The organism is Polaribacter sp. L3A8 (genome assembly GCF_009796785.1).
Taxonomy (GTDB): Bacteria; Bacteroidota; Bacteroidia; order Flavobacteriales; family Flavobacteriaceae; genus Polaribacter.
The window spans coordinates 2,368,073-2,383,624 of record NZ_CP047026.1; the positions used below are offsets into that span (position 1 = coordinate 2,368,073).

A 15,552-nucleotide genomic window follows, 5' to 3' on the forward strand; every position below is an offset into this window, starting at 1 on the left:
TATTTACCTTATTTTAGGAAAAAAAATAAATCTATGGAATATAAATATTTAATGTACTCGCATTTGTTAACCGTTGTTCCTTGTATTTTTATTGGCGCCTATCTTTTAGCTGTAAAAAAAGGAACTCCTTTTCATAAATTATTAGGCAAGATTTATATGTCTTTAATGATGATTACCGCAGTTATCACGTTATTTATGCCTGCGTATGTAGGAACTCAATTTTTAAATCATTTTGGGTACATACATTTATTTAGTTTTTTAACATTATACAGCGTTCCTACTGCTATAATTGCCGTAAAGAAAGGACAAATTAAAAAACATAAACTAAAAATGATTTTTCTTTATTTTGGAGCAATTGTTATTGCCGGAGGTTTTACACTAACTCCAGGTCGTTTTTTACACACTTTCTTTTTTGGCAACTAGCCATAAAAAAACCACACTATTAAAATAATGTGGTTCATTTAAATTATTTATTACTTCTTACTCTATAATTAGTTTTCTTGTTGTGTGTTTACTTCCGTTAGTTACTTTCAACAAATATAATCCCCCTGAAAGGTTATTAAAAGATATTTTTTTAGAAAAACTTGTATCTTTATTTGTATTTAAAAATGTTTGTTGCGCAACTAACCTTCCTCTAATATCAAATAATTGAACAGACACATTATCCGTATTAATCAGTTTTAAATTTAAAGTAAATTCACCTTTTGTAGGATTTGGATATAAGTTAAAGTCTTCAAAAACAGCATCGTAAATAGAAACACTTTTTACTAAAATAGTATAATCTTCTACCTCTCCATCAAAACCTAAATCACAAGATTCGGGAGCTTCTAAATCACTTGAGTCTATGTATTTAGTAGAAACCCTTAAAGTCGTTTTCCCTAACAAAGCACTTGCTGGAACCGTTATTTTAAACGGGCTCTCACTTGTAGCAATATCTTCTCCATTCTCTGTAAAACCTAAATCATAGGCTTCTTCAACATCAAAAACACAATTTTGATTCCAATCTACCCAAGCCTTAGTTAGCACTCTATAATCGCCATCTGTATTTGTATTTACAACTAACTCATAGGTACTATTAATAAATAATTCTGTTTCTATTTCTGTATAATCACTATATCCTAAACCGCCTTCTTCTTTTGCAGATGCATTACTAATTGTATTAAATTCTACTAATGTAGTGCCTGTTAAAAAATCAGAAGCACCTATAGAGTCACAGACCTTACATACTTCTGTTGTATAACTATAAGTGGTACTATAATTTCCTTCTCCGCAATTATTAATAGATTTAACCCTCCAAAAATACTTTGTTTCTTGAGTCAAGTTAATTGGAATATAAGAGTTGTTTGCTACAGTATCTGATGAAACAATTTCAGAAAAATTAGGGTCTTTTGCTATTTCAACATAGTAAGATACCGCATTAGAATCTAACGCCCATTTTAACGCTTCAAATAAACCAATATTATCTGCATCATCTTGCGGTGAGGTTAGTGTTAATTCTGTAAAATTAGGGGTTTTTAAGTCTAAAACAACGGCTATATTTTTATTTAAACTTGTAGAAACTCCTTTCACATTTATTTCATAATTCTGAGCTATTTTACTATCTAAACTAGAAATTGTCATTGTAACATTTCCATCAGCATTAATTACCGAAGGAGAAAAAACAACATTAGCACCTGTTGGTAAATCTTCTGCAGATAATGTAACTGGCTCAGAAAAATCATTTACAAAATCAAAATTAAGTGTGTAATTTACAGAGTCACCTCCAGAATTACACCCTAATTGCACACCACTGGTGTTTGACATTACAAATGTTGGTAGAAGTGAATTGATGGTAAAGTTTGTGCTATTAACATTATAAAAAATATTATCTGCAGCTTCTACCATAATTCTTGATGTTGTAGAAGGATTATCTGGAATCACAATCTCTTCTGTACCATCATTTGGCGTATTTTCTTTAATCATGATAGGAAAAGTAAGCCCCCCATCAATAGATAGTTTTATATTAACATTTAAACAATTGATAGGAAATAGATCTGTTGTTCCTTTTACCCAAGACACGGTTTGTGTTGAACCAACATCCATCGCAACAGCAGAATTTGGAGCAGAAACAGTAAAAGCCTCTGCATCTTCTACAGATACATTCATGTTATCTCTTGCAGAACCCCCACCACCTGCATGATTATCTCTTACTAAAAAAGAAAAATTTAACACACGCGCCACAGAAGGCAATACTTCCCAAGTAGAAGATGTACTCCCTGCAACAACAGTTGCTAATGCGGGCAAATATCTATTGGATGAAGAATTTGATTCTAAAGATCTAAACATAGGTCCTCTGGTACTTGTTGAAACAGGAGGCATTACTGCTATTTGATTGTCTATTTGCTCCCAATTATAAGTTAAACTTGCAGTACCATCTGCATCTGTTCCAACTCCTTTTAAAACAAATGGTGTTGATTTTGGAATGCTAAAATCTGCCCCAGCATCTGCTACAGGCGCAGTATTATTGGTATTACTTACTACTGCACAACTTGCAGAAGTCTGAATAATACCCCACATTTCTGCAATACTAACTGCATGAAAATAATCGTCACTTTGACCCTGTACATCAGGCGCACAAATACCTGCATACCCCATAATAGTAGAGGCACTTCCTGGTTCTACAGCAGTACTACTATTTCTATTACAATCATTATTTTGTGTATGATTTGCTCCAAATTGATGCCCCATTTCATGTACTACAAAATCGATATCATACGCATCTCCAATAGGATTACTTCTACCAGTTACACCATGCGCTTTACTTCCTGGCACACAAACAACCCCTCCACCAGCTAATCCATCTCCTGCAACACTAAAAACATGTCCAATATCATAATTAGCATTTCCAATTTTAGTATCACAGATAATTTGTACTTCATTAAGCATTGCATCAGGGTCACCATCTGTAATATTATCTGTACTTGCGTCTAAAAAAACAATCTTATCATTGTCTTCTACAATTACCATTCTTACTGCTAAATCTCTTTCGTAAACACCATTTACTCTTGTCATAGTAGTATTCATAGCAGATAAAACGGCTGCTTTTTTAACTTCATCTGTGGCAGCTGTAGAAATATTTTGGTTTGTTAAATGGAATTCTGCATACTCTCCACTGCAAGCTAAAGCTAACCGAAAAGTTCTTAGCACTCCATCATTGGCATTTTTAATACTAGTTGTTTTTGCAACATTTCTTCTTACCGTATCTTCTACATGACAAGTAAAACCATCTTTATCTGGTGCTAAATCTGTTCTCTTATAAACCATTAATGTTTTACCGTCTTTAGAGTATGGATCTACATATAATGTTTTTTCAACACCCGAAAATACTATAGCATGAAAACCATCTGTACCCATACTAATTTTTGCTACTGCCGTAGGATCATCTATTCCTTGAGCAGAATAAGATTTTATCATAGAATATTTTTCAGCCAATTTAGCCTCAAAGTTTGATGTTTCTTTTATGATAAAATTAGAAAAACCACCTGCTGCATTGGGTAATTTTATAATACTTTGCTCTTCTTTAGATTTTGACTTTAAAAAAATCTTAAAATCATTAATATCTATAGAAACAAGACTATAGTTAGATGGAAAATTTTTCTTTTTTAGGATATTATTTTCTTGAATAGACACTTTATTTTTATCCATTTTTTTTAAAAACTCTTGAGCATATACTCCACTCAAAGAGAAAAAAAATACGACAAGAATAAGTGATAGAGGAAATTTTGCTTTCATAAACAGTTTATATGTAAAATCGTCATCAAATATAATGAAATAATTATCTTTGTAGTCGAGATTATGAACAGAAACATACTACTACAAGACTTATCTGTAAAAGACTACAAAGAAGCCTGGGATTATCAAACTGAATTATTACAAGGAATTGTTGATGTTAAGATTGCTAATCGTAAGAATGAAGAAAAAATTTCTACAAAAAATTATTTTTTATTTGTAGAGCATCCGCATGTATATACTTTAGGTAAAAGTGGACACATGAGCAATTTATTACTTAATGAAAAGCAATTAGCAAAAAAAGGAGCTACTTTTTATAAAATTAATCGCGGTGGTGACATTACTTACCATGGTCCCGGACAAATTGTTGGCTACCCAATTTTAGATTTAGAAAATTTCTTTACAGATATTCATAAATACTTACGTTTTTTAGAAGAAGCAATTATTTTAACCATTGCCGAGTATGGAATAAAAGCAGAAAGAAGTCCTGGTGAAACAGGTGTTTGGTTAGATGTTGGCACTCCGTTTGCTCGTAAAATTTGCGCTATGGGAATCCGTTCTTCTAGATGGGTAACAATGCATGGTTTTGCATTAAATGCAAACGTAAATTTAGGCTATTTTGATAATATTATTCCCTGTGGAATTAAAGGAAAAGCAGTGACTTCTATGGAAGCTGAATTAAACAGAAAAGTAGACACAGAAGAAGTGAAAACTAAAATTTTAAAACACTTTAAAGTGCTTTTTGAAGTTGAAGAATTTATAAAATAATTAGTCATTGCAAATTTAAAAAGCAATCTGTAATTTATAATTAACAGATTGCTTCACTATGGTTCGCAATGACAAACAATTATTTCTCTTCGTTAAAATATACTTTATAAAATTTCATTTTCTTCTCTTCATCATATCCTCTTTCTAAATATTCTGATGCCGCTTCTGGTGCATCTACATCTAGTTTTATGTTGATGTTAGTGTCTAACTTAATTTCTGTTTTTAGCTTGTTTTTTTCTTTCTTTAAAACAACTCCAGAAACATCAAAATTATTACGGATTAACACATCATTTAATTTTTCGAAATGCTCTTTGTATTCGTCAAACTTTTCTTTATGCTTCTCTTCTTCAAAAACCTCATCTTTAAAAGTAGCATAATCTACAGCTTCATTTTCTTTAAAATAATCTACTGTATTTGCTAAGAAATTTCCTTGTTGGTGCATCCCTAATTCTGGCTTAATTACCTCTTCAGAGAATTCTTTACACATCTCTAAATAGTTCTGTGTGTGCGAATTATAATCGTCTGCTAATTTTACAGATAAAAAGTTTTTAGACCAATATTGTGCATCGTAATTGTTGTTATCTACAGACAAAACAACGGTACCTTCTGCATCTGATGTATTTAAAACCAAACACCCTTTGTCTATTCTTTTGGTAGAAATTCCTTTTTGAACAACCACATCAAAACTTTCATTATCGTCTAAATACGTTTGAAAAAAGTCTACTTTATTTTCTATTTTAAAAACACCAATGGCTTCTGTTAAAACATCTTTATATTCTATACCTTCTATATAAACCACAAGTACATCTCCTGTTTTTATTTGTGCAGAATTAGACTGCTCAAACAAATGGTTTACAATACTTTTAGAGTATTCTACAAAACTTTCTTGGTCATTAAAAACTTCTGAAGCAAATTTATTTACCTCGTTTAAACGTACATCTTCATGATTGGTAAAGCGGTAGCTTTGTGTTAAGTTTCCGAATGGTTTTAATAAAAAACCTTTCATTAAATCGTAACTTTCTTGATCGAAACGAATTAAGTCTTCAGAAAAAACATTTTGTCCGCTATTAAACTTATTGGCAACTTTATGTAAAATACATTTGGTAATTTCTGCTTTGGTTTTTCTTATCATCAGTTAAAATTTTGGAGCGTAAAAATAGTCGAAGTTTTTAAATAATTAGAACTTATTCTATAAAGTTTACAAACAAGTTTAGCCCTGATTGAACGGTTTGTTTGAGCTCTTTTTTGCCTTTTTAGGCAAAAAAAGCGAGTAGTGAAAGCAGGAAATAGCTTCTAAAAAATGTTTTATAACTTTAATTTAATCTGTTCTGGTAACAGTTTAAAGGTTTTTCTGTGGTATTTAGTTGCACCAAATTCTCGTATTCCGTTTCGGTGTTCTTTTGTTGGATACCCTTTATTTTTTGCCCAATTATACATAGGGAATTCTACATGAATCTTTGCCATATACTCATCTCTATACGTTTTGGCAAGTACAGAAGCTGCGGCAATACTCAAATATTTTGCATCTCCTTTTACAATGGCTTTATGTGGAATATCTTTATAATCTTTAAACTTATTTCCGTCTACAATGATATATTCTGGCTCAATTTTTAGCATTTCTATAGATCTATGCATGCCAGTTATAGAGGCTTGTAGTACATTTATTTCGTCTACTTCTTCCTGCCAAACAAAAGAAACACCAAATGCAATGGCATTTTTTTCTATAAAAGGACGCAATTCTTCTCTCTTTTTTTCTGATAATTGCTTAGAATCATTTAAAAAAGGATGCGTAAAATTTTTTGGTAAAATTACGGCCGCCGCTACAACTGGCCCGCATAAACAGCCTCTACCGGCTTCATCTGTACCGGCTTCTAAAGAAAAACCACTATAATTTGATGCTAACATTTTACAAAGAAAAGAAAAGTTTAAATAAACATGGCTTAATTAACAGATTTCATGATAATTATTAACAATTATTTTCGTTTAATTATTTTACATTTGCCATTGCAGCAACAATCTATGAACAAATTTCGATTATTCTTATCAATACTTGGTTTTCTTGTGGTTAGTTCTTTATTTTCACAAAGAACTTTTAACCCTATTCAAGAAAATAATGATTTTAATTCTATTGAAAATGACTCCGTAAGAAATACGGGAGAAATTACAGTAAAGTTATCTGGTAAAACAAAGTATACAGACTATAAAATATTTTCTCATAAAAGAGATACCACTTATATAGACACCACATTAACCATACAAAAGGATTATAAATTTAATTATTTAAGAACGGATAATTTTGAGTTATTAGCCTTTCATAATCAAGGGCAAACCTTTACCAATTTAGGGTATAATTTTAGCAATTTAAATTTTTTACCAGATATTGGTTTTACTGCAAAACAGTTTAGTTATTTAGATATTGATGAAATAAAATACTACGAAGTACCTACACCAACTACCGAAATTACCTACAGAACAGGATTGCAACAAGGGCAGGTTTTAGATGCCATTTTTACTGTAAACTTTTCGCCAAGATTAAATGTATCTCTTTCTTACAAAGGAATTCGTTCTTTGGGTGCTTACAGAAGATCTTTAGCAAGTCACGGTAACTTTAGAGGGGCTTTTCATTACAGAACCAAAGAAAACCAATACGAAATTCGTGGACATATAACTTCACAAGATTTCTTTAATGAAGAAAGTGGCGGATTACCACAGGCTGAAATTGATAAATTTGAAAGCAACGACCCTGACTATACTACTAGGTCTTATTTAGATGTAAATTTAGACGATGCTGAAAATGATTTTGAAGGTAGAAGAGTATATTTTGATCATAGTTATAAACTGTTGTCTAGCAAAGACACCATCAATAAAAAAGATTTTAGCAACCTAAAGGTTGGACATGTTTTTACTACAGAAACAAAAGAGTATCGTTTTACACAACCTACAAGTACTACAACTATTTTTGGTGATGAAAACTCTGCTGGTGCTAATAACAACCTAGCAAAAAACACCATTACAAATAACGAACTAAACTTAGAATTTAACTCTAAATACGTACTTGGTAAATTTAAAGCCAAAATAAATATTACCAATTATTCTTACGGATATGATACTATTTTAAACACAAATAGTAATATTTCCAAAGTTAAATTAGAGGGAAGTGCCATTTCTGTAGGTGCAGATTGGAAGGCAAAAATTAAAAACTTTCATTTAAATGCTACCGGAAATTTATCTCCTGGAAGCGGCAGATTGTCTGGCACCTTTTTACAAGGAGAGGCATTGTATAAAAAAGACAGTCTTTTTGCAGTAAAAGGAAGTTTATTAATTAGTTCTAAATCGCCCAACTTTAATACGCTATTACACCAAAGTAAATATGACGATTACAACTGGCAAAATGATAATCTTACGTCTGTTAATACAAGAGACCTAGGCTTCTCTTTTAGTTCTAAATGGCTAAATGCAGGTCTTAATTTTACTAATATTGACAACTACACTTATTTTGGTGAAGACAACAAACCGCATCAATTCGATAGCCAAATTACTTATTTAAAAGTAAAAGCGAACAAAGAAATTAAGTATTGGAAACTGGCTTTAGATAATACTGTAATGTACCAAAACGTTAGTAGTGGTAGCTCTGTTTTTAGAGTACCAGAATTGGTTACAAGAAACACATTATACTACCAAGACTACTGGTTTAAAGGAAAACCAATGTTGGTTAACATTGGGGCTACTTTTAATTATTTTACAAAGTATAAAATGAATGCCTACAACCCATTGTTAGCGGAGTTTACATTACAGGATACGCAAGAAATAGGTTTTCCTTCTGTAGATGTTTTCTTTAACGCACAAGTGCGAAGAACGCGCTTGTATTTTAAAATTGATAACGTAACTTCTGGCTTTACATCAAAGAACTACTACTCAGCACCTAATTATCCGTATAGAGATTTTACTGTTCGTTTTGGATTGGTTTGGAACTGGTTTATTTAAACTATGATTTTTATTCTTATACTAACAATACTAATAACCAGTGCTTTTAGTTTACTGCTACTATATAAATGGAAAAATATAGCAACGTTTATATTATTAAACATAGCTCTAATTATCATATATTTATCTATACTTTTTTTTAGTGAAGACGACACATATAGCTTCAGTTTTTTCTTTAGAATTTTAACCTACATAACTTTTCATTCATTAATAATATTTATATTTTCTATCTTTAAATTTTTTACTTTAAGAAAAAATGAGAAATCAACTTAAAAAGAATTGGAAATTATTTTTGATGGCAAGTTTAACTTTAGGGTTAGCTCCTTTTAATCCGCCACATATTTTAGGTAAAATTCAATGGATTTTGGGTGGAGGTGCTTTTTCTGGAGAACTCGCAATGAAAGCCAAAGATTGGTTTGATGTTTTACTACACGGAAGTCCTTGGATACTTTTATTAATTTCTATTGTTTTAAATTTTTTTGCATTAAAGACAAAAAACGACCAGAAATAGCACTCCCTATTTGATCTTTTTCTATAAAACCCTGAGATGTATAAAAAGGAATTGCATTAGGATCTGCAACCAACTCTATTGTTTTTGCTTTAGAAATTGTTGCTTTTTTTAAAGCATGAGTTAATAATTTTTTCCCGATACCTTTTCCTATAAATTTAGGTAAAACAAATAACATTTTTAATTTAACTAAATCTTCTTTCGGGTTATTTAAAACGTAAAAACCAACTACTACATCTGCAACCATAAATTTAAACACGTTGCAACTTTTTATGGTAGTAGATGTTACCGTTAAATCGTTTCTCCAACCTTCTATCAATTCTTTAGAATAACCCCAAAATGCTTTCGATTTTAACGCAACCTCAGTGAGTTGTTTTGCATCCGAAAGAACAGCAGAAACAATCATACATTTATTTTTTTACCAACTGTCTAATCTTAATATTTAATGCTGCAAATAATAGGGTTGTAAAAGGACTTAAATAATTAAAAACAGCATAAATAGCATAATCTGCTACAGAAACTCCTAGTACGGTAGATTGATAAGCCCCACAAGTATTCCAAGGAATTAAAACCGAAGTTACAGTCCCAGAATCTTCTAAAGTTCTACTTAAATTTTCTGGAGCTAAACCTTTATCTTCATAGGCTTTTTTAAACATTTTACCTGGAATTACAATTGCCAAATATTGATCTGATGCAATTGCATTTAATCCTAAACAACTAATAACGGTACTCGCAAACAAACCAAAAACTGAACTTGCAACAGATAACAACCCTTTCGTAATTTTTGCTAATGCTCCAATGGCATCCATAACTCCTCCAAAGACCATAGCGCAAACAATTAATAAAATAGTCCAGATCATTCCATTCATGCCACCTGAAGAAAATAATTCTGATAATTTATCATTATCAGTTTCTATACTAACATCTGTTAAAATAGCATTTATAATAGATTGAAATTTAGAATCAGATAAACTGTCTAAAAGATCTCCTTGAAAAATAAATGCAAAAACTGCGGCTAAAAGAATACCTGTACCCAAAGCTATTAATGGTTTTGTTTTTAACAAAATCATCGCTATAACAATACCAGGAACCAAAAATAACCAAGAAGAAATATGAAATGTATGGTCTATAGTTGCTAATAAATTACTAATATCTGCAGTACCCGTTGTATCTATGGTTGCGCTTAAAATAGCAAATACAATTAATGTAACGATAATAGTAGGCACTGTTGTATAAGACATGTATTTTATATGGGTAAACAAATCTGTACCTGCCATTGCTGGTGCTAAATTTGTTGTATCAGAAAGAGGCGACATTTTATCTCCAAAATAAGCGCCAGAAATTACAGCTCCGGCAATCATCCCCGTAGGAATACCCAAAGCACTTCCAATACCCACTAGAGCTATACCAACGGTGGCAGAGGTGGTCCAAGAACTACCTGTTGCAATCGAAATTATGGCAGCAATAATTACAGATGCTGGTAAAAATATTTCTGGACTTAAAACTTGTAATCCATAATAAACCATTGCCGGAATAATACCACTCACTAACCAAGTACCTGCTAATGCACCTACTAAAAAAAGAATCATAATGGGTACAAAAACACTTTTCCAATTTTCCCAAACTTCAGAAATCATTGTAGTTATAGTAACTTTATTAAAAAAACCTACAGTTGCTGCAATTAGACCTCCAATTAATAGAATATATTGATTAGTAAATGCCCCAAACCATTCTTGACCATCCACAAAAAAGATATTATATGCCAACAATCCCATTAAAATTACAACCGGAATTAAAGATTCAAAGAGGCTTAATTCTTTGTTTTCTATAATTTTTTGATCTTCAATATTAATTTCTGAAAGATTCTTGTCTTCTGGCATACTAATTATTTTATTTCTGTAATGTTACGATTTTACAAGAAGTTATGCAAATTGAATTGATTAAGACATCCCTAACGAAAAGGCATTAAGCGATTACGAATAATAAACTTATAAATTAAAACAGCAAACAACTATTTTTGCTTGCTGTAATTTTTATTTTATCTTAAAAATTAAAAATAGAACTATAAAATTCCTACTTTAATCATACATAATTTCATTGCTTTATATGTTCTTGCAATATCATTATCTAAACCAATAGAAAACCGAATTAAGCCATCTGAAAGCCCCATTTCTACTTGCTCTTCCTTAGGTATTTCTGATGAAGTAGAACTACTAGAAGCAGAAAACAAAGTCTTGTAAAAGCCCAAGCTCACCGCTAAATACCCCAAGTTTTCATGCTGCATTAACTCCATTAATTCATTGGCTTTCTCTAAAGAACCAACATCTATCGTTAAGACCCCTCCAAAACCATATTCTACATTCATTATTTCTTTAAAAAGTACATGAGAAGGATGAGATGACAAACCAGGATACACTGTTTTCAATCCATCTGCCTCAAATTTTTCTGCTAAAAAAGCGGCATTAAAACTGTGCTGTTTCATTCTAAGATGCAGCGTTCTCATATTTTTTAAGATCGATGAAGCTCTTAAACTATCCATTGTAGAACCTAATAACATACTAGCTCCGCTATTTACATTTCGTAAATCGTTGATAAATTCTTGTGTACCACAAACTACACCACCAACAGTATCCGAAGAACCATTAATAAATTTTGTTAAACTATGTATTACAACGTCTGCTCCTAATTTTGTTGGCGAAATTGATAATGGAGAAAACGTATTATCTACCACTAATTTTAAACTGTATTTTTTTGCCAACGCAGCTAAACCTGCAATATCTGCTACTTCTAAAAGCGGATTACTTACAGATTCGCAATACAAAACTTTTGTTTTGGCTGTAATAGAAGCTTCTACAACAGCCAAATTTGTAATGTCTACAAAAGTGGTTCTAATATTAAATTTTGGGATGAAATTTTTTAAAAACGCATAGGTTCCTCCGTAAATGGTTCTGCTAGAAACAATATGTTCTCCTGCATTTACCAATTGCAATAAAACAGGGGTAATGGCACCCATACCAGATGCTGAAACATTTGCAACTTCTGTACCTTCCATAGCAGCCAAAGCTTCTCCTAAATATAGGTTTGAGGGGGATGAATGCCTTGAATATAAATAACAACCATCTGCATTTCCTTCAAAAGTATCAAACATGGTTTTTGCTGATATAAATGTATAGGTAGAGGAATCTGAAATGGATGGATTTACGCCACCAAACTCTCCGAAATATTGTAAATCTTGAATTTTATCTGCAGGTTTAAATTTCATAATTATTTAATTTTATTGATTGCAAAAAAACAACTAACAAGAAATAAAATCAACATAAATCATAAACTATAGTTTTATTTTCTAAATTTGAACAACAGGATAGATATAAAATCTAAAACAACTTCTGTTTAAATCACTTTTTAGAAAATTTAAAACCATGGCATTAGATTCTACCGATAAAAAACTCATCAATCTATTACAAGAAGACAGTAAACAAACCACAAAACAGTTATCTCTTCAATTAAATTTATCTGTTACGGCTGTTTATGAACGTATCAAAAAATTAGAAAACCAAAATGTGATTGAAAAGTACGTGGCCATCATCAATAAAAATAAAATTGATAAGTCTTTTTTAGTTTTGTGTCATCTAAAACTGATTCAACATTCTAAAGAATATGTAACTACTTTTGAGCGTGAAATTTTAAAATTAGAGGAAGTATCAGAATGTTTTCATGTTAGTGGAGATTATGACTATATTCTAAAAATTTACGTAAAGGATATGGAAACTTATAGAAATTTTATGGTTACAAAATTAACTGCCATAAAGTATATTGGCAGTACACATAGTATCTTTGCTATTGAGCAAGTTAAAAACACAACCGCTATAAACTTATAAAACATGCAAACTACTCGTTGTAAATTTTTTGAACTTTTATTAATTTTTGTGCTAATTCCAATAAGTTTTGCTTTCAATTATTCTCCTATCTTAAAATTGATTATTGGGCTTGTAGGTTTTACTTATATTACTTACGTACTTTTTAAGGTTGAAAAAATTAAATTTAGAATTGAGAAAAACATCAACTGGAAAAATTTTTGGACAACTACATTGATAAAATTTTTAATTATTGCCCTTATTACCACTTCTTTTGTTTGGTTTACTGATAAAGAAAACCTTTTTACCGTGATGTTAAACAAACCTGGTTTATGGATTTTAATCTTACTTTTTTACACTTTCTTTTCGGTGTATCCACAAGAGCTTTTGTATAGAACTTTCTTTTTTAAGCGATATAAAAATCTGTTTAAAAACGAAAGCTTATTTATACTTGTAAACGCCCTTTTATTTTCTGCTGCACATCTAATGTTTAGAAATACACTTGTATTATTTTTAACCTTTATTGGCGGAATTTTATTTGCAATAACCTACAACAAAACAAAATCTACACTTTTAGTTTCTATAGAACATAGTATTTATGGTTGTTGGTTATTTACGGTTGGCATGGGCAATATGCTTGGTTTTCCATCTTAATAATAGTAATACAATTATACCCTTTTTCATTCAATTTATTTTAAGGTAAGAGCAATTCTCAAATTTTCATACTTAGCAATACTTCGCCTAAAACTTCTGTAAGTTTTATAGTCTTCTTTAGCATAAACACCCTCTTTAATCATCATTGTTTTATAATACTTAAAAACAGTATCATCTACTTTTGTAAACGTAACTTTATAGGTTCCGAATTTTGAAGAAATCACTTTTTCTGGTGGTAAAACACCCAAAACATAGCCTTCAGGAATTTTAATTTCATACTGATCAACATCCTTATATCCTCTAGAAATTTTTAATGGTAATTTTCTACTTCTGTATCTTTTAGGAATAAAACTGTTTCTATTAAAAACATTTACCCTAAACAAATATTCTTGTTCATTTACAGAAGCATAGTTTTTAATGGATACTTTTAAATCTTCTTTAAAAACTACATTCTCCTTATCATTTAATAAATCTAAAGCATCAATTTCTAGATTGTTATTATAACTCCAAACGTTAGACTTGTATTTTTTTGTAAGTTCTTCTTTTGATAAATTTTCATAAAAAGATTTATCATCATATTGAATCCCTTTAGACACTCTATTTAAACTCGCGGTTAAACTTCCGTTTTTTTCTAATTGAATTTTCCCTTTTAACTCTTGAAGATTGGTTTCGTTTTTATAAGCTGGTGTTCTTTTTATAACTCCGCCTTCTGGTGTCATTACCAACACATTTCTATCATCTGTAAAATCTCCTAAAAAACCAAAGGGAATTGTTTGGCTAGTACATTCTAACCAAATATCATTACCTTTATTAGGTATATTTAGAATAACATGATTTCCTTGAGCTAAAGATGCAAAATTAGTATCAAAAGAAACTTTATCATCTCTATTTGCCTCTACATGAACGTAATTAGATTGAACGCCAACTACATCTAAAAGCGCTTTTGTATAATTAGTTAAACCTTTACAGTCTCCATAACTAACCCTGTCTACTTCGTTTGCTGCTATAGGCTGAATACCTCCAATACCAACTTGTACACTTATATAACGCGTTTTACTTTGCATAAAAGCATACACAATTTTTGCTTTTTCAATAGGATCTTCTACTCCTTCTACTAAACTTAAAACCTTTAATTTGGTTGCCTCACCTAAATCTGACTTTCCAAATAAAATACTATCATTCATCCAAACACCTAATTCTTTCCAATTAGAATAACTTCCTGGTACATTATCTGTTTGAAAATTTTGAGGAACAACCATTAGTTTTGGCAGAATATCATTAGAAGAAACACTATTTTCTTCATATTCAACCGCTGGTTGATTTTTTAAGATAACGTGTAATTCATAATCTGTATTGCTATTTTCTATAGTATACCCCTTAAAGTTCTTTTCTTTCTTATTAAACTTTATTTTTAATGGATTTTTAAGAACATAACTACTTTTTTCAATGGACACAAAATAGCCATTAATCGGATACCAATTTGGAAGATAACCTGTTGATGATGTTTTATACTCAGATTCGAATACAATTGTATACGGATAAGAAACAGGTGTATATTCTAAATACTTTACTCTAGAGTCAGAATAAAGCGTTCCGCCATCTACAGCACTAACATCTATAAAATCTCTTTCTTTGTATTTCTTTATTTGATTACCAAAAGCATCGTAAATAACGGTTGAAAGTTCGGTAATCTTTGTATTATCATCATACCCTTCGTACGTAGTAGCATAGCGATTACCTAGTTTATTTAAAATAGTAATAACTTTTGTTTTGTGTACAATCATTTCATCAACATCATCTAGCGTAATAACTACAGAATTATCTCTAATGACAGCGTTTGCATTTTCTTTTAAATCCGAAGGAATTAATAATGCAGCGTAATTTGTTTTTTGACTAAAAGAGGATACTATTGAAAATAAGGATACTAATAAGGGGAGATAAATGATTCTTTTCATACATTTTTTGATAGCAATCAAAGTTAAAAAAAAACCACAAAAAAGAGGCTAAAAACAAAAG

At 30.7% G+C, this 15,552-nt stretch carries 13 protein-coding genes; 6 read left to right on the forward strand and 7 right to left on the reverse strand.

From position 1 onward, the window contains the following. Positions 1–33 precede the first annotated feature (33 nt). Positions 34–423: a DUF2306 domain-containing protein gene (locus GQR92_RS09720; RefSeq protein WP_158839138.1), complete on the forward strand. Its 390-nt coding sequence runs from the start codon at positions 34–36 to the stop codon at positions 421–423. Positions 424–480: 57 nt separating this feature from the next. Here GQR92_RS09720 and GQR92_RS09725 read toward each other — a convergent pair whose 3' ends face one another. Further along, positions 481–3,684, reverse strand: coding sequence for a zinc-dependent metalloprotease (locus GQR92_RS09725; protein WP_233269823.1), 3,204 nt, complete (start codon positions 3,682–3,684; stop codon positions 481–483). 150 nt (positions 3,685–3,834) lie between these two features. Here GQR92_RS09725 and lipB point away from each other — a divergent pair, with 150 nt between their 5' ends. Further along, positions 3,835–4,536 carry a lipoyl(octanoyl) transferase LipB gene (gene lipB, locus GQR92_RS09730; RefSeq protein WP_158839142.1) on the forward strand — a complete coding sequence of 234 codons (702 nt, stop codon included), beginning with the start codon at positions 3,835–3,837 and terminating at the stop codon, positions 4,534–4,536. 79 nt (positions 4,537–4,615) lie between these two features. On the opposite strand, the gene GQR92_RS09735 is transcribed toward lipB, so the two are convergent. Further along, a complete protein-coding gene (locus GQR92_RS09735) occupies positions 4,616–5,668 on the reverse strand; it encodes a nucleoid-associated protein (protein WP_158839144.1) in 1,053 nt (350 codons plus the stop codon). A 173-nt stretch (positions 5,669–5,841) separates the two neighbouring features. Next, positions 5,842–6,441: a ribonuclease HII gene (locus GQR92_RS09740; protein WP_158839146.1), complete on the reverse strand. Its 600-nt coding sequence runs from the start codon at positions 6,439–6,441 to the stop codon at positions 5,842–5,844. 114 nt (positions 6,442–6,555) lie between these two features. On the opposite strand from GQR92_RS09740, the gene GQR92_RS09745 reads away from it, so the two are divergent. Continuing rightward, positions 6,556–8,520, forward strand: coding sequence for a putative porin (locus GQR92_RS09745; RefSeq protein ID WP_158839148.1), 1,965 nt, complete (start codon positions 6,556–6,558; stop codon positions 8,518–8,520). A gap of 256 nt (positions 8,521–8,776) precedes the next feature. Beyond that, positions 8,777–9,031 carry a hypothetical protein gene (locus tag GQR92_RS09750; protein WP_158839150.1) on the forward strand — a complete coding sequence of 85 codons (255 nt, stop codon included), beginning with the start codon at positions 8,777–8,779 and terminating at the stop codon, positions 9,029–9,031. Here GQR92_RS09750 and GQR92_RS09755 read toward each other — a convergent pair. The 3 genes from GQR92_RS09755 to GQR92_RS09765 form a co-directional block, all read right to left on the reverse strand. Further along, entirely contained in the window at positions 8,982–9,434 is a 453-nt protein-coding gene (locus tag GQR92_RS09755; RefSeq protein WP_158839152.1) for a GNAT family N-acetyltransferase, read from the reverse strand. The two genes, GQR92_RS09750 and GQR92_RS09755, sit on opposite strands and share 50 nt — an antisense overlap. A 4-nt stretch (positions 9,435–9,438) precedes the next feature. Then, a complete protein-coding gene (nhaC, locus tag GQR92_RS09760; RefSeq protein ID WP_158839154.1) occupies positions 9,439–10,908 on the reverse strand; it encodes a Na+/H+ antiporter NhaC in 1,470 nt (489 codons plus the stop codon). A 182-nt stretch (positions 10,909–11,090) separates the two neighbouring features. Further along, the gene (locus tag GQR92_RS09765; RefSeq protein WP_158839156.1) at positions 11,091–12,290 is read right to left on the reverse strand and encodes an aminotransferase class I/II-fold pyridoxal phosphate-dependent enzyme; all 1,200 of its coding nucleotides are present in this window, start codon (positions 12,288–12,290) and stop codon (positions 11,091–11,093) included. A gap of 157 nt (positions 12,291–12,447) precedes the next feature. On the opposite strand from GQR92_RS09765, the gene GQR92_RS09770 reads away from it, so the two are divergent. Beyond that, positions 12,448–12,906 (forward strand): Lrp/AsnC family transcriptional regulator, encoded by a 459-nt coding sequence (locus GQR92_RS09770; RefSeq protein WP_158839158.1) that lies wholly within the window; start codon positions 12,448–12,450, stop codon positions 12,904–12,906. 3 nt (positions 12,907–12,909) lie between these two features. Next, complete coding sequence (locus tag GQR92_RS09775; protein ID WP_158839160.1) at positions 12,910–13,536, forward strand: CPBP family intramembrane glutamic endopeptidase; 627 nt, start codon at positions 12,910–12,912, stop codon at positions 13,534–13,536. Between the two features lie 35 nt (positions 13,537–13,571). On the opposite strand, the gene GQR92_RS09780 is transcribed toward GQR92_RS09775, so the two are convergent. Beyond that, entirely contained in the window at positions 13,572–15,491 is a 1,920-nt protein-coding gene (locus GQR92_RS09780) for a DUF3857 domain-containing protein (protein WP_158839162.1), read from the reverse strand. Positions 15,492–15,552 lie beyond the last annotated feature (61 nt).